This window comes from Cognatundibacterium jejuense, assembly GCF_014284255.1.
Taxonomy (GTDB): domain Bacteria; phylum Pseudomonadota; class Gammaproteobacteria; order Burkholderiales; family Burkholderiaceae_D; genus Undibacterium; species Undibacterium jejuense.
The window spans coordinates 103,801-122,102 of the sequence record NZ_JACOFV010000005.1; the positions used below are offsets into that span (position 1 = coordinate 103,801).

Sequence of the window (18,302 nt, forward strand, 5' to 3'; positions counted from 1 at the left end):
GTAAAGCCGATGCGGGCTGTCCATGTTGGGCTGCTACTAAGATTGCCTTAAAATCTTGAATTAACTTCACACTACTCTCCGGGAAAATGAAAACACCAGGCATTTCAGGCCTGGTGTTCTAATGCGTTAAGTGTTCTCAACCAAATTCAACGCCAGATGCAATACGTCAAAATTGCGCAAACGGTGATTGTCGGGGAGCGCCTTGGTTTTGCGATTCAACATCACTGGTACAGCTTGCTCAGAAATACCGCCATGTGAGCGCAATGGGAGTTTGAGTTCTGATAAATCATGACGATGACGGCTGGTACCTAAAACGACCAGACGTTGGCTGACCACTACCAGATCGCCGATGCGATCTGCTGGCAACTCAAAACGAGCACTGGCCTCAGCGCGTGTCAATACGGCTTCTAAATCTTGCATGCGATGCAGATACTGCAAAATGTGGTCAGCCTGAGATTGGTCATTGACGTAAATTGTGGCATACGAACCGAGCGCGCCATGATGCACCACATAAGGATCAGTAATCGGCAAAATGACGCGTGTGCTACCAGCGCCAAAGTGCGTATCCATTTGGTCTTGCAAATAGATGACATTGGCGTTTCCACAAGCATCTGTCTTGGCATTCATGCCGTGATCAGCTGTCACCGCAATGACTGCGCCAAGACTGTCAAGCAGACTCAGATAGTGATCCATCATCGCGTAAAATGCATTGGCGCCTGGTGTGCCCGGTGCATACTTATGCTGGATGTAATCGGTAGTGGATAAGTACATCAGATCCGGGCGTTCTTTTTCTAGTAGTTTGACGCCAGCCGCAAAGACGAATTCTGATAATTCTGCGCTGTACACTGATGGCAAGCCCATGCCGACTAATTCGAGTACGTTTTCTATGCCATTCTCTGAAAGTGTTGCCTGATCAGCTTTTTCAGCAGAGAAGCAAATACCTTGCATGTGGTGACCGAGCAAACTACGCAATTTATCTTTGGCAGTGACCACAGCTAATTTAGCGCCAGCTTTGGAGAACGCTGATAATACCGTTTCGGCGCGCAAATACTTGGCATCATTCATCATGACTTCAGTATTGGTTTCGGTGTCCAGGAAATAGTTGCCGCAGATGCCGTGTACTGAAGGAGGAACCCCGGTCACGATTGACAGGTTATTCGGGTTGGTAAAGCTTGGTACTACGCAATCGCCCATCAATACGGTGCCTTGTTCACCCATTTTTTTAAAAAAAGGCGCAACCCCCGCTTGTATTGCTTGATTGATGTATTCCTGCTCGCAACCGTCTATGCAAACGATCACTACTGGCTGCTGCATCCATTGGTAGCTACGACCATTGACGCTGATTTCTTTTACTGACATAAAATTCCTACAGGTTGATGCAACTGTTTTTAAAGAATGTGGGATGAATGAATGGAAGCGCCACGTTATGGAGCGTCGCGTTCTTCTTAATTCACGACATTGATAGCTTGATGTGATTTATGCATACGTTGACGACTATCGATCACGTGCTGGCGCATCATATTGCCGGCAGCATCAGCATTGCCAGCGGCAATTAATTCAACGATTTCTCTGTGTTCGTGGATAGAAATTGGCAAGGTGCCTTGTTGTTCCAAAGAATTTCTACGATAGAGGTTTAATTCTTTGACCAGACGGCGATAGGTGGTTAGTAATTTTTCGTTGCCAGTCATCTTCACAAGCACGTCATGGAATTCCAGATTCAGTAAAGAGTAGGATGAGACATTTTTCTTTTCAGCCAATTTTTCCATCTTGTCGACCATACCGCGTAACTCTTTGAGCTGCACAGGAGTAATTGTCTTGGCTAATTTACGACCAACTAATTCATCCAGCGCTTCACGAATCTCGTAAATATCATCGGCTTCTTCAATAGAAATTTGGCGTACATAAACGCCACAATTTTTTTCTTGTCTGACCAAGCCTGTTTCTTCTAATGAGCGAAATGCTTCGCGAACCGGGCCGCGTGAAACGCCCAGCATTTCTGCCAGCGATGCTTCATTGAGTTTGGTGCCAGCACTGATTTCACCCGCCAGTATCATGCGTTCAATTTCAATTTGCGCCAGAGTAGAGAGTGAGGCTTGTTGTATGAGTGCGGTAGGTTTTGTGGTTTTTTGCATGACGTCAATGATTGGTTTTGTCGATGTTCGTACTTTAAATCATGCCCATTCAGATTGTCAACAAAATACAAAATACAATCTACAATGTAATGATCCTGTCATAAATCAAACCTACTATTCGTCCGTTGTTGTTGCATTAAAAACGAGTTGATGGCGCACGAAAACGTGGTGTCTGGTAACCCAATTTCTGGTTTGCAAAGATAACCAATAATTTTTTATATGACAGGAAAGAGAATCGCGATGAACCCTTCACGTAAGCTTTTTTTGAAAATGTGTTCTGCTACGCTGGTTGCAGGATCAATGTTAATGTCTGGCGTTGCACACGCAGACAACAAAGCAACTTTGCTGGTCTATACCGCTATCGAAACCGATGCGATGAAGTTATATAAAGACGGATTCGAAAAAGCCTACCCAAATATTGAAATTCGCTGGGTACGTGATTCCACCGGTGTAGTGACTTCCAAACTGCTGGCGGAAAAAAATAATCCGCAAGCAGACGTCGTGTTGGGTCTGGCGGCAACGAGCCTGGTGCTGTTGAAACAAGAGGGTATGCTGACACCGTACCAACCAAAAGGCTTCAAAGAATTGACAGCAGCTTACTCTGACAGCGCGCAACCACCATCATGGGTTGGTATGGACGTATGGGGTGCGGCAATTTGCTTCAATACAGTAGAAGCAAAAAAACAAAACCTGCCAAAGCCAGAAAGCTGGAAAGATCTGCTCAATCCTATCTACAAAGGCAAAATCAGTATGCCGCATCCAGCTTCCAGTGGCACTGGCTATCTGGACGTGAGTGCATGGCTGCAAAACATGGGTGAAACAGCCGGTTGGAAATACATGGATGGCTTGCATGCAAACATTGCACAGTACACGCATTCTGGTTCTAAGCCATGCAAACAAGCTGGTTCTGGCGAATTCCCAATTGGTATTTCCTTTGAATTCCGTGCGCATCAAGTCATGCGTAGTGGTGCCCCGATTGAAATGATTTTTCCTAAAGAAGGCTTGGGCTGGGATATCGAAGCAACCGGCATCATGAAGAGCACTAAAAACCTGGATGCAGCGCAAAAGCTGGCGGATTGGATGGCAAGCAAAGAATCCAATCAAATTAGTACTAATTGGTGGGCAATTGTTGCTTACCCAGGTCTGGCGAAAAAATTGGAAGGTATTCCTGACGGTTACGAAAAATTGCTGGTGAAAAATGACTTCAACTGGGCAGCAAAAAACCGTGAACGTATTTTGACCGAGTGGAACAACCGTTATAACAGCAAGGCAGAGCCTAAGCCTTAATACCAGTTTTAAATGAATGAATGTCGAAGATCTGCTGTATTTTCTGAGACATTCATCGCTTTTGTTTGATACCGGATTTTTCTGCTAAGGCAAAGTCCGGTAGTAATTTCATCGCAGCTGATGCCAAGGCATCAAAAACAAAGAAAAAAATTCATGGAACACAGCGCTGATTATCTGGTACTCAAAGGTATTTCCAAATCATTCGGTCATTTCAATGCTCTGAACGACATCAATCTTCATATCGCTGAGGGCGAATTCGTTTGCTTTCTTGGCCCATCTGGATGTGGAAAGACAACTTTGCTCCGTATTATTGCCGGTTTGGAAACACAAAATCAGGGGCAGATTATTCAAAAAGGGAAAGATATTTCCTTTGTTAAACCAGTAAAACGTGATTACGGCATTGTGTTTCAATCCTATGCGCTGTTTCCTAATTTGAGCATTGCTGAAAATATTGCCTATGGTCTGGTCAACCGCCGTCAATCTTCGTCGGTAATTAAAGCCCGCGTGACAGAATTATTGCAATTGGCAGGCTTGCCAGATAGTGGTGATAAATATCCTGGGCAATTATCCGGCGGTCAGCAGCAACGTATTGCACTGGCACGTGCGCTGGCGATGTCGCCCGGTTTATTGTTGTTGGATGAACCTTTGTCTGCGCTGGATGCGTTGGAACGTGTTCGTTTGCGCACAGAAATTCGCCAGTTACAGCAGCGTCTTGGTGTGACAACGATTATGGTGACGCATGATCAGGAAGAAGCCTTGACTATGGCAGATCGCATCGTTGTTATGAATCACGGCGTGATCGAGCAAATTGGCACGCCAGAACAGATTTATTTGCAACCACGCACACAGTTTGTTGCCTCCTTTGTGGGTAAAGTGAATGTCTTGCGCGCTACCGCCTTGGGTGCGGGGCGCTTCCGCATTGGTATTTTGGAATTTGATTGTCCGGTATGGGGTGATAAATTTGTTGCCGGTCAAGCCGTTAAAGTGTACTTGCGACCAGAAGATATCGTTGTTCATCGCGATCAACCAAGCCAGCCCTCTAGTGCCGAACGGCCACGCGGCACCATCACGAAAATGGAATTTCTAGGCGCTTATTGTCACGCCTGTATTGAGGTGGAAGGTCTGGATAAACAATCGGTCACTGCTGCCATACCTTTGAGCGAAGTGCATCAAAATGACTTAAAAGCCGGTACTAAGATCTTTCTTGAATTGGTGCCTGCCAAAGCGAGAATATTTCCCGTGACAAAAGAGGCGAGCGCCGTCAATGCGGAGGCCGCATGAGTCGATCAGGAAGTTTGCCTTTGCCAGTTGCCAACCAACGCCATGCGAAAGCGACTGAAGCGATGCGTGCTCACGTTCAGCCAACCGACAGATGGGTGCAGACTCTGTTGCTGTTGATTTGCGGCGGCTTGGTCGTATTCTTGTTGTTTCCGGTCGCTATTATTCTTCTCAAAAGCTTTCAGGATAAAGAAGGTGCTTTTGTTGGCTTGCAACAATTTACGACCTATTTTGCGAATAAATCCTTGCGTTCTTCGGTGCTACACACCTTGTTTGTTGCAACCACCGTCACAGTATTGGTGATTCCTGCTGCGTTTATGTTCGCCTACGGTTTAACTCGCAGTCGTATGCCCGGTAAATCAATGTTTCGCACGATCGCCTTAATTCCGATTTTGGCGCCCTCTTTATTGGCTGGCATTTCATTGATACAGTGGTTTGGCAATCAAGGTATTTTGAAAGACTGGTTAGGTGGCGTTTCTATCTACGGACCGTTTGGTATTGTGCTCAGTGAATTTTATGGCGTTTTCCCGCATGCTTTGATGATCTTATTGACTGCCTTGAGTCTGGTAGACGGACGTTTGTATGAAGTCGCATCATCATTGGGGACGAGTCGCTGGCGTCGATTTGTTACGATTACTTTACCTGGTGCTAAATATGGCTTGATCAGTGCAGCACTGGTGGTGTTTACCTACACCTTTAATGATTTCGGTGTGCCTAAAGTGATTGGCGGTAACTTCAATGTACTGGCCATCGACGTCTATCAGCTGGCAATTGGTCAGCAAGATTTTAATAAAAGCGCGGTAGTTAGTTTGTTGTTATTGACGCCAGCCTTATTTGCGTTTGCGATTGATTTAAGAATACGCAAAAAATTACAAGCGCACATGTCAGTGCGCGCAAAAGCCTTTGTGCCAAAAAAGCGTCCACTGTTCGATACATTAATGTTTTTGTATTGCAGCGTGATTGCGGTTTATCTGGTGGCTGTATTGGGCATGGCGGTTTATAGCTCCTTCATCAAACTGTGGCCTTATAACCTGACGATGAGTTTGGATCATTATAAATATGGTCTGGTGGAAGGCGGCATCTTAGAAGCCTATTTCAATAGTTTGAAGATGGCAGGCTTAGCAGCAGTGGGTGGTGTGGCGACGGTATTTATCTCAGCTTACATTATGGAAAAAACCAAGGGCGCTGAAGGCCTGCGTTCTGCGATCCGTCTGCTTGCAGTGTTGCCTATGGGCGTGCCGGGTCTGGTATTGGGTCTTGGTTATATCTTCTTTTTTAATCATCCGCAGAATCCCTTAAATATGGTGTATCACACGATGAGCATATTGGTAATTTCGACGATCATCCATTACTACACGTCTAGTCATTTGACGGCAGTAACAGCGTTGAAGTCGATTGACAATGAATTTGAAGCGGTGTCGGCATCGTTGAAAGTGCCCCTGTACAAGACTTTTTTCCGCGTAACCGTGCCGGTATGTTTGCCGGCGATTTTGGATATTGCACGTTACTTCTTTGTGAATGCGATGACGACTGTATCCGCGGTGGTGTTTTTGTATTCACCGGATACGACGCTGGCATCGGTCGCTATTCTTGATCTGGAAGAGGCAGGCGATGTCGGGCCGGCTGCTGCGATGGCAACCTTGATTGTGTTGACTTCCGTGGTGGTGTGCTTGTTATATGCGTTGCTGACCCGCGTTCTTCTGAAGAAAACGCAAGCATGGCGGACTGAATAAGCATTAACAAGAAATGTTAAAAATATTTTGAAAACAGAAATTGCATAGTTAGGAGAATGAATATGAGTTTAGTCAGTCGCGATCCAGTCTTATTAACACCAGGGCCTTTGACCACGTCATTGCAAACCAAAAGTGCCATGTTGCGTGACTGGGGATCATGGGATGCCGCTTTCAATGCCGTGACTGCAAAAGTCAGACAGCAATTATTAAAAATTATTCATGGTGAAGAAACTCATGTTTGCGTTCCTATGCAAGGCAGTGGCACGTTTTCTGTAGAAGCAGCAATCAACACATTGGTGCCTCGTGACGGACATGTGCTGGTCCTGATCAATGGTGCGTATGGTAAGCGCATGGCGCGTCTGACCGAAATGATGGGACGCCGCGTCAGTGTTTTCGAAACTCCAGAAGACGTACCGACGACCGCAGAGGATGTAGAACGTTTGCTTGCGGCTGACAGCTCTATCACGCACGTGGGTTTGATCCATTGCGAAACAAGTACCGGTATTCTGAATCCGCTGGAAGAAATCGCTGACGTTGTCGCGCGCCACGGTAAGGGTTTGATTCTAGATGCTATGAGCTCCTTTGGTGCATTAGAAATAGACGCGAAAAAAATCCAATTTGATGCGGTCATTGCTGCAAGTGGAAAATGTATTGAGGGCCCACCGGGTATGGGTTTTGTACTTGTCAGAAAATCCGTTTTAGAAAAATGTGCTGGCCATTCCACATCCCTGTCACTCGATCTGTACGATCAATGGGTGTATATGGAAAAAACGACGCAATGGCGCTTTACTCCACCGACGCACATTTTGGTGGCATTACATACTGCGTTGAATCAGTTCGAAGCCGAAGGTGGTCAAGCTGCGCGATTGCAGCGTTATACCAATAACTATCAAACGTTGATGGCAGGTCTGGAAGAGTTGGGATTGCAATCTTTTTTAAAACCAGAAATTCAGGCACCGATCATCGTGACTGTGCATGCACCGGTGAATGCGAAATATGATTTCAAAACGTTCTATGAGACTGTGCGTAGCAAAGGTTTTGTGTTGTATCCGGGTAAATTAACGCAGGCTGAGACGTTCCGGGTTGGCTGCATCGGTGCGATCGGGACACAAGAAATGCGTTCGGCGATTCATGCGATGAAGGATGCGTTAGCGGAAATGGTGTAAAAGTTTTGGGAAATTTATAGATACTGCGATCCAGGGCTCTACTAATATCGTCCCTAATGCGTCACTTTTAATATGTAAAAATATCTAAAATGATCGCACTTTGTAGGGCCAAGCCGGGGGTGGCCTGGCAGCCACTTACTTTTCTTTGCTTCGCCAAAGCAAAGTAAGCAAAAGAAAGGCGACGCTGAAGGGGACGCTAAGACTGTTTCCTGCGGGTGCCGGCACTGCGTGTCGGCACAATTTGTGCATCACGTAAAACGGGAAAGCGTCGAAACTCGCTACGCCCGCCCTATAAAAATTTTACATGCCGCCCCATGCGGCATTGATCATAGCGACGGCTGCCAATCCCGCTGTTTCTGTTCGCAAAATCCTTGGTCCCATGGAAAGTGACAATACGCCATGGCGGCTGGCGAGTAATTCTTCGTCGTCACTGAGGCCGCCTTCAGGGCCAATGAGCAGGGCGACGGCTTGCGGTGGGTGGTGTTTGGCCCAATCTGCCAACGATTGATCAGCGCGAGGTGAGAGCATAATTCGCTGGTGCATGTCTTGTTGTGCGAGCCATTTGCTCAAATCTAAAGGCGCTGCCAAATGAGTGAGGCGGTTGCGGCCGCATTGTTCGGCGGCGGCGCTTATGATGCCGCGCCAGTGGTCTAATTTCTTTTCTGCGCGTTCTGCGGATAAGCGAACGACGCAGCGTTGGGATGCCAGGGGTTGAATGGCAGTCACGCCAAGTTCTACCGCTTTTTCTATAATCCAATCCATTTTGCTACCTTCCGGCAAGGCTTGCGCCAGACTTAAGGAGTAGGGTAATTCCACTTCATCGGGTAAAAATAGCTTTAATTCGGCGCTTGCCCGTTTTTTCTCGATTTCAGTCAGGCTGGCAATAAAGCTGCCGCCTTCACCATTAAACACTTGTACCGTGTCGCCAATTTGCAAGCGCAAGACAAAAACGTGATGGGCTACCTCAGGCGGTAAGCTGATCGTGGTACCGAGGGTGAGGGCTTGATTGCAATAGAAGCGAGGCATGATTATTTTTGAAAAAAGTAAGAGTTACGGAGCGAATTATATAGGTCACCTTGCTGATACGGCGGTTTTCATCGCTTAAGTACGCTTGATCTCAGCCAAATTAAGTGTATTTATTTATACTATTTTTCTCGATCTGCCCAATCTGAGAAGCTAATCTGGCGCTTAGAAATGGGATATCTGTATTAAGTGACCTTGTGCTCTGGTAAAATATCCGACTTTGCAGGGTCTGAACTTGATTGTGCCCTCGGGCAACACTGACCATTACACCAGTCTTCTCAAACTATCTTCTACCGCCATGATTTCAACTATACAGCCAGCAACTCTTTCTAAAATGGCAAATGCGATTCGCGCTTTGTCTATGGATGCAGTACAAAAAGCCAATTCCGGTCATCCGGGAGCGCCTATGGGCATGGCTGATATTGCTGTTGCATTGTGGAAAGGTCACTATCGCCACAATCCATCCAATCCAAAATGGATTAATCGCGATCGTTTTGTGTTGTCGAATGGTCATGGTTCGATGTTGCATTACTCTTTATTGCATTTGACAGGCTACGATCTGTCGATGGATGAAATTCGCAATTTCCGCCAATTGCACTCCAAAACGGCGGGTCACCCAGAAGTTCACGTGACGCCAGGCGTAGAAACAACCACTGGCCCGTTGGGACAAGGTATCACTAATGCGGTGGGTATGGCCTTGGCAGAAAAACTGCTGGCGGCTGAATTTAACCAAGCTGGCATGAACATCGTTGATCACCACACCTATGTGTTCATGGGTGATGGTTGCCTGATGGAAGGTATTTCCCATGAAGCCTGCTCTTTGGCAGGTACTTTGCAACTGAACAAATTGATCGCTTTCTGGGATGATAATGGCATCTCTATCGACGGTCACGTCGAAGGCTGGTTCACTGACGATACACCAAAACGTTTCGAAGCCTACGGCTGGAACGTGATCCGTGCGGTCGACGGTCATAATGCCGTTGCTGTTGATGCAGCCATTGCCGCCGCGAAAACATCGGACAAACCAACTTTGATCTGCTGCAAAACAGTGATTGGTAAAGGTTCACCGAACATGGAAGGCACTCACAATGTCCACGGCGCAGCATTGGGTGACAAAGAAGTTGCCGCTGTACGTGCTCATATCGGTTGGGACTACGCGCCATTTGAAATGCCAGCAGACGTCTACGCAGCATGGGATGCCAAAGCCTCAGGCGCGCAAGCTGAAGGTGACTGGAATGCACAATTTGCAGCGTATACCGCACAATTTCCACAAAAAGCGGCGGAACTGACCCGTCGTATGAACGGCGACTTGCCTGCTAATTTTGATGAAGTGGTGGCAAATGCCATCGCATCGTGCGTAGAGAAAAAAGAAAACATCGCAACACGTAAAGCCAGCCAAAACGCGATTCAGGCATTTGCACCATCGTTGCCAGAATTCCTCGGCGGCTCTGCTGATTTGACCGGTTCTAATCTGACCAACTGGAAAGAATGTGTTGCCGTGCGCGGAAACCAGGCTGGTAACCACATCAACTATGGTGTGCGTGAATTTGGTATGAGCGCGATGATGAATGGTATCGCTTTACACGGCGGTTATATCCCGTTTGGCGCAACCTTCCTGACCTTCTCTGATTACAGCCGCAATGCGATTCGCATGGCTGCGTTGATGAAAATTCGCACGCTGTTCGTGTTCACGCATGACTCTATTGGTCTGGGTGAAGATGGTCCTACGCATCAATCTGTTGAGCATATCTCCAGCATGCGTTTGATCCCTAACCTGGACAACTGGCGTCCATGTGACACCGTTGAATCAGCGGCGGCATGGGCGCATGCAGTGAAACGCAATGACGGTCCATCCACATTGATTTTCTCACGTCAGAATTTGCCTTATCAAGAACGTAGCGCGCAACAAATCGCTGACATCCAACGTGGTGGCTATGTATTGCAAGACGCCGCTGATGCAAAAGCAGTGTTGATTGCGACAGGTTCCGAAATCGAATTGGCAGTGAAGTCCGCAGCAGCGCTGGCTGAGCAAGGTATCGCAGTACGTGTTGTTTCTATGCCATCGACTGACGTGTTTGATCGTCAGGATGCCGCATACAAAGCAGCGGTATTGGGCAAAGGCTTGCCACGTATTGCGATCGAAGCTGGTGTGACTGACTTCTGGTACAAATATGTTGGTCTGGAAGGTGCTGTGGTTGGTATCGATACTTTCGGTGAATCCGCACCTGCTGGCGTTTTGTTCAAGTATTTCGGCTTTACCGTAGACAACGTCGTCGCTAAAGTTAAAGCGACATTGGCTTAAGCAAGATGACGGAAATGATGAGCAGTATCAAAGAAGTCAGTCTGCGTCGTGCTACTGTAGCGGACGCAGAAGCCATCGCAGCGGTACGTGTTGAAGCCTGGCAAACGACGTATCGCGACATGATTCCGGATACTTATCTGGATCAAATGCGCGTGGAAGATAGCTTCTTGCATTGGAAGCAAATTTTGCAAGCCTTGCCTGCAGCGGGTGACCGCGTTTGTGTCTACGTTGCGGAAAGCGAAGGGCATATCATCGGCTTCGCTTCCGGCATGTTGTTGCCAGAAGCGAAGTTCGGTATGCAAGCGGAATTGACGGCAATTTATTTACGTCCCGCCTGGCAACGTTCCGGCATAGGTCGTCGTATGGTGCAAAAAGTGGCACGCACTTTGCAGGCGCAAGGCGCGGAAAGTTTATTAGTGTGGGTGATTTCTGGTAACGCAATTGCCAGAAATTTCTATGAAGAGTTGGGCGGCGTTTTGTTGCATGAACAAGCGTTTAGCTGGGATGGCATGGATCTGAAGGAGGTTGGTTACGGCTGGCGCGATTTGTCCGTGTTAATGGCTTCCGTGAATGCCATGCCAACATCGTCTTCTGTTCACTGAGAGAATCGCGGTAACTGCGTTAGAAGAATGAGAAATAGCGTGAAATAGTGTGAAGTAGCGCGGACTTATCGCCGGAAAGCTACTCAGTGTATGAGTGAGCGCGGCGGTAGTCCTGGAAGTCTTAACAGTTTATTTTGTTGTTTATTTATTGTTGTATAGTCCTTTGGAGATAAAACCATGACGATTCGCGTCGCAATTAACGGCTATGGCCGTATCGGCCGCAACATCCTTCGCGCTCACTACGAAGGTGGCAAATTCAAAAACGAAATCCAGATCGTTGCTATCAACGACCTCGGCAATGCTGAATCTAATGCCCACCTGACACGCTACGATACAGCGCACGGCAAGTTCCCTGGCACAGTCAGTGTTGAAGGCGACACAATGATCGTCAACGGCGATAAAATCAAAGTGTTTGCAGAACGTAACCCAGCGAATATCCCTTGGGGTGAATTGAATGTTGACGTTGTTCTGGAATGCACAGGCTTTTTCACGACAAAAGAAAAAGCATCTGCCCATTTGGCTGGCGGCGCGAAGAAAGTCATCATCTCCGCTCCAGGCGGTAAAGATGTCGACGCGACAGTGGTGTACGGCGTGAACCACGGTGTTCTGAAATCCACAGACACAGTGATCTCTAACGCTTCTTGCACAACAAACTGCTTAGCACCACTGGCAAAACCATTGAACGACGCGATCGGTATCGAAAGCGGTTTGATGACAACGATCCACGCATACACGAACGATCAGGTATTGACTGACGTGATGCATGAAGATTTGCGTCGTGCTCGCTCTGCCACCATGAGCATGATCCCGACTAAAACTGGTGCAGCTGCAGCAGTTGGTCTGGTATTGCCAGAATTGAACGGCAAGCTGGATGGTTACGCAATGCGTGTTCCAACCATCAACGTTTCTGTTGTTGATCTGACTTTCATCGCTAAACGCGACACAACCGTTGAAGAAATCAACAAAGTCCTGAAAGAAGCATCCGAAGGCGCGTTGAAAGGTATTCTGGATTACAACACAGCACCGTTGGTATCCGTTGACTTCAACCACAACCCAGCATCTTCTACTTACGACGAAACGTTAACTAAAGTAAATGGTCGTCTGGTTAAAGTCTCCAGCTGGTACGACAACGAGTGGGGCTTCTCTAACCGTATGCTCGACACGACAGTGGCATTGATGAGCGCAAAATAAGTCTTATTTTTGCGATCTTAAAAATACCCCGAACTTTCGGGGTTTTTTTTTGTCCAAAACTCACCCTCAAACGAATTCACTGCATTCATGGTATTCATGGCATACAGGGCATTTAGGGCATTCAGGTTTGTGTGCGGTCAGTGAGTCAACGGATTTTCAGGCATTCAGTTATGCAGGAGACTTTACGATGGATATGAAGAAAGTAGTTGCCGACAACAAAGGTTTTTTAGTGTTCATGCTCGGCATGGTGTTGGTCAGAAGTGCTGTCGCTGATTATTATTCTGTGCCATCAAGTTCCATGTATCCGACCTTATTGGAAGGTGATCGCGTAATTTGTGACCGCATCGCTTACGATTTTAAGCTGCCATTTACGGATGTGATCGTAAAGCATCTGGATGATCCTCAGCGCGGTGATATTGTTACTTTTAGTTCACCCGAAGATGGTACGCGTCTTGTCAAACGTTTGGTTGCGATACCTGGTGATGTGGTTGAAATGCGCGATGAGCATTTATACATCAATGGTCAGGCAGCTAATTACGAACCTATTTCTGTTGCCAATGCCGATCACCTGACCCCACAACGTGAGTTCTCCGGAGAGCAGCGTGTCTACAAAGAACGCCTCGGTAGTCTTGATCATCACATCATCGTCATGCCCGAGCGTTTTGCTCTGCGTACTTTCGCGCCAGTGAAAGTGCCGGACGGTCAGTACATGATGCTTGGTGATAATCGCGATAACAGCAAAGATTCACGTTATATCGGATTGGTAAAGCGCGAACTCATCACCGGGCAAGTCAAGCGTCTGATGTTTTCTTTAAACGGCGATCACTATTACTTGCCGCGCTTTGAGCGTTTTGGTTCTAAAGTGTAGTTGATCGATAAAATTGGCGATGAAGTTGATTCCAAAAGGAATTCCATGAAATTCAATTATTTGCTTGCCGTTGCCGGCATGCTCGCACTAATTAATGCGCCAGCTTGCATGGCGGCATCGAGTGACACGTTTCGCTGTCAAAATGACTTGGTGAGACTTGGTGAAACTAAATCTTCTGTCTCGCAAAAATGCGGTGAACCAGTTTTTAAGGACGCATTTTGCAAACCTGCTGACAAAGCGCCTGCTGCAAACAATGCAAATGTCAGCGTTGTTCCATGCGAAGCTGTCGATGAGTGGACTTATAACCCGGGCACCGGGCAATTTATGACGACTTTGCGCTTCGAAAGTGGCAAACTGGTTTCCATTAAGTATGGGGCGAGAGCGAAGTAGTTTTAAATTCTATTCGTTCAAACTTGTTTGCAAAGCCGTGCAATGCCAAGCAATCATAGTCCTTAAACTCCTCACTCCCGTGCAGGCGGGAGCTGAGTGGTAAATCAACGCCTAACTATGCTGATAAGCAGACTAACCCTGTCAGGGAAATCTGCATGCAGTTTTAAATACGATAACCAAGTGCTGCAGAAATCTGTTCGGCGGTGTCGGTCAGATTGCTAAGCCAGTCTTCTTGCAAACGATCAGCTGGAGCGGAAATCGATAAACCTGCGATCATCTTGCCGCTATCGTCGCGTATGCCTGCCGCCATGCAGCGTACACCGAGTTCGAGTTCTTCGTTATCTCTGGCGTAGCCATTGCTACGCACGTCTGCCAATTCTTTTTCCAGCTTCGACAGATCAGTGATTGAATTTTTGTTGTGTCCTGCTAATCCGGTGCGTGTTGCGTAGGCGCGGATCGCTTTTGGTTCATCCAGCGATAAAAATAATTTACCGGTAGAAGTGAGATGCAGCGGGGCACGACCACCAATGGCCCGTACAACTTGCATGCCTGAACGTTCGGAATAGGCGCGATCGATGTACACGATCTCATCGCCCTGGCGCACGGACAAATTGATGGTTTGATTCGTTTGTTTATGTAAAGCACGCATAAAATCGACGGCAGCTTCACGCACATTCAGGCGGCTTTTGACGATATTACCCAGCTCCAATAAACGCATGCCCAGTTGGTAATAGCCTGTCTCAGCACGATCTACAAAGCGGGTAGTGACTAGGTCATTCAGGATGCGGTGTGCAGTTGATGGATGAAGGCCTGTCACGATGGCGAGTTCTTTGAGACTAACCGGGTCTTGATAGCGCGATAGCGCATCAAGCAATGAAACCATGCGTTCTATGACCTGAATAGAAGTTTTATCAGTAGCTGTAGCGTCGATTTTCATAGGATCTGTGATGCAATGCAATAGGATTGTTATACCATAATGTGAAAAGTTCGTCATTGATTCGCGTTGTAAAAGCCCATACAAAGCCAAGATAACGAAAAAAATGATGCAAATTTGCGAATTTTTAAATAAATTGTTCACTTAACTTGGCTGCAGTGCAACATTTGGTTTGCAGGTACTTCTTTTGCTATTTTGACGATCTTTCAAATTTTCTATTAATCGTAAGTAACACTGAAAAATTAGCGCAAGATTGCGCGGGAATGCGCAGCTTTGTCATGTAAAATTCCGCGGCGAGATCAGTGCACCTCAGTTGGTGCTCAGTTGGTGCTCGGTTGGTGCTCAGTTAGTGATTAGTCAGCGCTTGCAAGAGATGTCGATCTATTGGAATGTCTTGTTGTGTCAGCGTCTCCCGATTGGGTAGCGTAACGAAGCACAATGATTTCATGTATGCCTTATAGAATTCTGTCGAAGGAAGATGTATGCCAGTCAAAGAACAAGCTGTGAGCGAATTTAAAAGTAAGAGTGGTTTTAAACGCATTTTCTCAGCGTTTTTTTACTCTATCGATGGTTTTAAATCCGCATGGAAAAACGAACATGCGTTTCGCCAGGAATTAGTATTGGTCGTGATCGGGATCGTGGCCGCATTGGCGTTGCCAGTTTCTTCATTTGAAAAATTAATGATGATCGCGGTGCTGCTGCTGATATTGGTAGTGGAGTTGCTTAACTCAGCGATTGAGGCCGTGGTTGATCGCGTTTCTTTAGAGCGCCACTCTTTATCAAAAAACGCCAAGGATTTTGGTAGTGCAGCCGTACTGCTCACATTAATTATCGCGGTGGCGACCTGGTCTGTTATTTTATTTAATCGTTTTTACTACTGATCACTGACATGATGGCAAGCTTACGTAGCACAAAAAATACCGATCTCGAAGCAGCATTGGCTGCCGCAATTAATAACAAAACCAAGCCCTTGGGTAGCCTGGGTCGTCTGGAAGAATTGGCAGCGCAAATAGGCTTGATTCAGCAAACAACTACACCCAAGTTAAACGCCCCAGGCATCATGATTTTTGCTGGCGACCATGGTGTAGTTGCTGAGGGCGTATCGGCGTATCCGCAGGATGTAACGTGGCAGATGGTAGAAAATTTTCTGGCGGGTGGTGCGGCGATTAATGTGTTCGCTAAACAGAATGGTATTGATCTGCAGATTGTTGATGCTGGCGTCAATCATGATTTTGGAGCACGTGAATTTTTACACAATTGCAAGGTTGCGAACGGTACCTGTAATTTTGCACAAGAACCCGCAATGACTTCGGCACAATGTCAGATGGCTTTGCAAAACGGCCGCGATCTGGTCGCTCGTTTGAGCGGTAATGTGCTCGGTTTTGGTGAGATGGGTATTGGCAATACGACCGCTGCGGCAGCGTTGATGCATAAATTAAGCGGCGTCGCCGTTGCCGATTGTGTTGGTGCTGGTACCGGTTTAAATAGTGCTGGTATCTTGCATAAGCAAAAAGTCATCGAGGCTGCAGTGGCCTTGCATGCAAAGGTGACTGAACCGCTCGATGTTCTGGCATGTTTTGGCGGCTTTGAAATTGCGACCATGGTAGGTGCGATGCTGGCTGCGGCCGAACGCCGCATGGTTTTGCTGATCGATGGATTTATTGTAACCAGTGCCTTGTTGGTGGCAGCAAAAATGGAACCGGCGATCTTGGATTACTGCGTCTTTTCTCATCAATCCGATGAGAGTGGACACGCGCGTATGCTGCAAGTATTAGGCGCAAAACCTGTGTTACAACTGGACTTGCGTCTGGGTGAGGGAACTGGTGCTGCTTTGGTTTATCCTATGCTCCAGGCAGCGGTCAATTTCCTGAATCAAATGGCGACATTTGGTTCCGCCCAAGTTAGCGAAAAAAGTGCGGGCTAAGTCACTATTATGATAGCTAGTCTGCGCCATCACTGTTTGCATCAATTGCGTCTGTTCTTCATCGCGATGCAGTTTTTTACACGTATCCCTATCCCGCAATGGGTGGGTTTTGATGCGTCATGGTTGCATCAGGCGTCGAGGTATTTTCCTGCCGTTGGCTGGGTGGTCGGTAGTGTGGTTGCTGCGGTGTATATCGCAGCTCTGCAATGGTGGCCTGCGGCGATTGCTGTCGTGCTTTCTATGGTGGCGGGGATTTTACTGACGGGCGCTTTTCATGAGGATGGATTTGCCGATGTATGCGACGGCTTCGGTGGTGGCATAACACCAGAGCGCGTGTTGGAGATTATGAAGGATTCTCGCGTCGGTGCTTATGGGGCGATCGGTATCTGCCTGATGCTCTTGTTGAAATTTGCCTTGTTGGTGAGTTTGCCGACAGTACTGGTTGTGCCCGCTTTATTAATTGCACATCCTTTATCGCGTTTGGTTTCTTGCAGCCTGATTTGGTTGCTGGATTATGCCAAGTTAGAGGGCAAGGCCAAGCCCTTAGCTCAGCATATGAGTTCGAATGAATTTGGTGTCGCTTGTCTGAGCGTGATTTTGCCGCTCGGTGCGATTCTGTTGTGGCAGCCAGTCATACTTGAACGATTACTTCCTGCTTTGATACTGATGCCATTGGCCGCGTTTTTTCTGGCGAGAATATTTGTTAAGCGCATCGGTGGATATACTGGCGATTGTCTGGGCGCTGTTCAACAAATAACCGAAGTTGTTTTCTACCTCGGCTTACTGGCTCACGCTCCTGGCTAAACATGCGTCTGTATCTGATCCGGCATACTAAACCTGACATTGCATCGGGTATTTGCTACGGTCAGAGCGATGTTCCAGTCAAAGAGAGTGATATTGCTGAGCTGGTGCCGACTTTTCTTTGTCATTGGTCTGATAGTATTCCTGTGTACACCAGTCCACTGTCGCGTTGCTTGAAACTGGCGCAACAACTTCACTCTCATCCCATCGTTGATGCCCGTCTTATGGAGTTGAACTTTGGTGCGTGGGAGATGCAAGCATGGGAACAAATTCCTCGCTGGCAAATCGATGCATGGGCGGCGGATACTGTTCACTATGCCCCCGGTGGCCGCGAAAATGTAATGCAAATGACGACCCGCGTCATCGCATTTATTTCTGACTTGCAAGAGCATGCTGTTGAACAAGCTGTCGTTATTTGTCATAGCGGAATCATTAAAATTCTGAGTGCTTGGCAGTGCGGAAATACTTCTGTCGATTTAGCGCAACGGGTAACAGAATTGCATGCCAATATTGAATTTGGTTCTTGCACTCAACTAGAAATACTGATGTAGTACTAACATTGTTTTTTTGTATATTGCTTGTGCAATTTGACCTGCATGGTTAGCTTTCTGTGGCGCAATTTCTTTTGCGTTCTACGGTTTGACTGAGTCATGAGTCCTGAGTACTGATAC

The 18,302-nt window shown here is 47.1% G+C and carries 17 protein-coding genes; 13 read left to right on the forward strand and 4 right to left on the reverse strand.

What is annotated here, in order from left to right:
• Positions 1–126 precede the first annotated feature (126 nt).
• Together phnA and H8K32_RS07110 are read right to left on the reverse strand one after the other, a co-directional pair.
• Complete coding sequence (phnA, locus tag H8K32_RS07105; RefSeq protein ID WP_186911789.1) at positions 127–1,359, reverse strand: phosphonoacetate hydrolase; 1,233 nt, start codon at positions 1,357–1,359, stop codon at positions 127–129.
• Positions 1,360–1,445: 86 nt separating this feature from the next.
• Positions 1,446–2,132: a phosphonate utilization associated transcriptional regulator gene (locus tag H8K32_RS07110; protein WP_186911790.1), complete on the reverse strand. Its 687-nt coding sequence runs from the start codon at positions 2,130–2,132 to the stop codon at positions 1,446–1,448.
• 240 nt (positions 2,133–2,372) lie between these two features.
• Here H8K32_RS07110 and H8K32_RS07115 point away from each other — a divergent pair, with 240 nt between their 5' ends.
• The 4 genes from H8K32_RS07115 (at position 2,373) to H8K32_RS07130 (ending at position 7,596) form a co-directional block, all read left to right on the forward strand.
• The gene (locus H8K32_RS07115) at positions 2,373–3,419 is read left to right on the forward strand and encodes a putative 2-aminoethylphosphonate ABC transporter substrate-binding protein (protein WP_186911791.1); all 1,047 of its coding nucleotides are present in this window, start codon (positions 2,373–2,375) and stop codon (positions 3,417–3,419) included.
• Positions 3,420–3,572: 153 nt separating this feature from the next.
• The gene (locus H8K32_RS07120) at positions 3,573–4,700 is read left to right on the forward strand and encodes a putative 2-aminoethylphosphonate ABC transporter ATP-binding protein (protein ID WP_222613040.1); all 1,128 of its coding nucleotides are present in this window, start codon (positions 3,573–3,575) and stop codon (positions 4,698–4,700) included.
• Positions 4,697–6,430 (forward strand): putative 2-aminoethylphosphonate ABC transporter permease subunit, encoded by a 1,734-nt coding sequence (locus H8K32_RS07125; RefSeq protein ID WP_246447179.1) that lies wholly within the window; start codon positions 4,697–4,699, stop codon positions 6,428–6,430. The genes H8K32_RS07120 and H8K32_RS07125 overlap by 4 nt, the downstream gene beginning before the upstream one ends.
• Positions 6,431–6,492: 62 nt before the next feature.
• Positions 6,493–7,596: a 2-aminoethylphosphonate--pyruvate transaminase gene (locus tag H8K32_RS07130; RefSeq protein ID WP_186911793.1), complete on the forward strand. Its 1,104-nt coding sequence runs from the start codon at positions 6,493–6,495 to the stop codon at positions 7,594–7,596.
• A gap of 300 nt (positions 7,597–7,896) precedes the next feature.
• On the opposite strand, the gene H8K32_RS07135 is transcribed toward H8K32_RS07130, so the two are convergent.
• Positions 7,897–8,622 carry a 16S rRNA (uracil(1498)-N(3))-methyltransferase gene (locus H8K32_RS07135; RefSeq protein ID WP_186911794.1) on the reverse strand — a complete coding sequence of 242 codons (726 nt, stop codon included), beginning with the start codon at positions 8,620–8,622 and terminating at the stop codon, positions 7,897–7,899.
• Positions 8,623–8,860: 238 nt separating this feature from the next.
• Here H8K32_RS07135 and tkt point away from each other — a divergent pair, with 238 nt between their 5' ends.
• From tkt to H8K32_RS07160, 5 genes are all read left to right on the forward strand, one after another.
• The gene (gene tkt / locus H8K32_RS07140; RefSeq protein ID WP_343067943.1) at positions 8,861–10,921 is read left to right on the forward strand and encodes a transketolase; all 2,061 of its coding nucleotides are present in this window, start codon (positions 8,861–8,863) and stop codon (positions 10,919–10,921) included.
• 14 nt (positions 10,922–10,935) lie between these two features.
• Positions 10,936–11,523: a GNAT family N-acetyltransferase gene (locus tag H8K32_RS07145; RefSeq protein ID WP_343067938.1), complete on the forward strand. Its 588-nt coding sequence runs from the start codon at positions 10,936–10,938 to the stop codon at positions 11,521–11,523.
• A 177-nt stretch (positions 11,524–11,700) separates the two neighbouring features.
• Positions 11,701–12,714: a type I glyceraldehyde-3-phosphate dehydrogenase gene (gene gap, locus H8K32_RS07150; RefSeq protein WP_186911797.1), complete on the forward strand. Its 1,014-nt coding sequence runs from the start codon at positions 11,701–11,703 to the stop codon at positions 12,712–12,714.
• A 187-nt stretch (positions 12,715–12,901) separates the two neighbouring features.
• On the forward strand, positions 12,902–13,582 hold the full coding sequence (gene lepB, locus H8K32_RS07155) for a signal peptidase I (protein WP_186911798.1): 681 nt from the start codon (positions 12,902–12,904) through the stop codon (positions 13,580–13,582).
• A 45-nt stretch (positions 13,583–13,627) separates the two neighbouring features.
• Positions 13,628–13,972 carry a DUF2845 domain-containing protein gene (locus H8K32_RS07160; RefSeq protein ID WP_186911799.1) on the forward strand — a complete coding sequence of 115 codons (345 nt, stop codon included), beginning with the start codon at positions 13,628–13,630 and terminating at the stop codon, positions 13,970–13,972.
• A 163-nt stretch (positions 13,973–14,135) separates the two neighbouring features.
• On the opposite strand, the gene H8K32_RS07165 is transcribed toward H8K32_RS07160, so the two are convergent.
• Positions 14,136–14,909, reverse strand: coding sequence for an IclR family transcriptional regulator (locus H8K32_RS07165; RefSeq protein ID WP_186911800.1), 774 nt, complete (start codon positions 14,907–14,909; stop codon positions 14,136–14,138).
• 479 nt (positions 14,910–15,388) lie between these two features.
• On the opposite strand from H8K32_RS07165, the gene H8K32_RS07170 reads away from it, so the two are divergent.
• From H8K32_RS07170 to H8K32_RS07185, 4 genes are read left to right on the forward strand one after another with little or no spacing between them, the layout of a single operon-like run.
• Positions 15,389–15,787: a diacylglycerol kinase gene (locus H8K32_RS07170; protein WP_186911801.1), complete on the forward strand. Its 399-nt coding sequence runs from the start codon at positions 15,389–15,391 to the stop codon at positions 15,785–15,787.
• Positions 15,788–15,798: 11 nt separating this feature from the next.
• A complete protein-coding gene (gene cobT, locus H8K32_RS07175; protein ID WP_186911802.1) occupies positions 15,799–16,830 on the forward strand; it encodes a nicotinate-nucleotide--dimethylbenzimidazole phosphoribosyltransferase in 1,032 nt (343 codons plus the stop codon).
• Positions 16,831–16,839: 9 nt separating this feature from the next.
• Positions 16,840–17,634 carry an adenosylcobinamide-GDP ribazoletransferase gene (locus H8K32_RS07180; protein ID WP_186911803.1) on the forward strand — a complete coding sequence of 265 codons (795 nt, stop codon included), beginning with the start codon at positions 16,840–16,842 and terminating at the stop codon, positions 17,632–17,634.
• Between the two features lie 2 nt (positions 17,635–17,636).
• Positions 17,637–18,182, forward strand: a complete 546-nt coding sequence (locus H8K32_RS07185; protein WP_186911804.1) for a histidine phosphatase family protein — start codon at positions 17,637–17,639, stop codon at positions 18,180–18,182.
• The last annotated feature ends 120 nt before the right edge of the window (positions 18,183–18,302 follow it).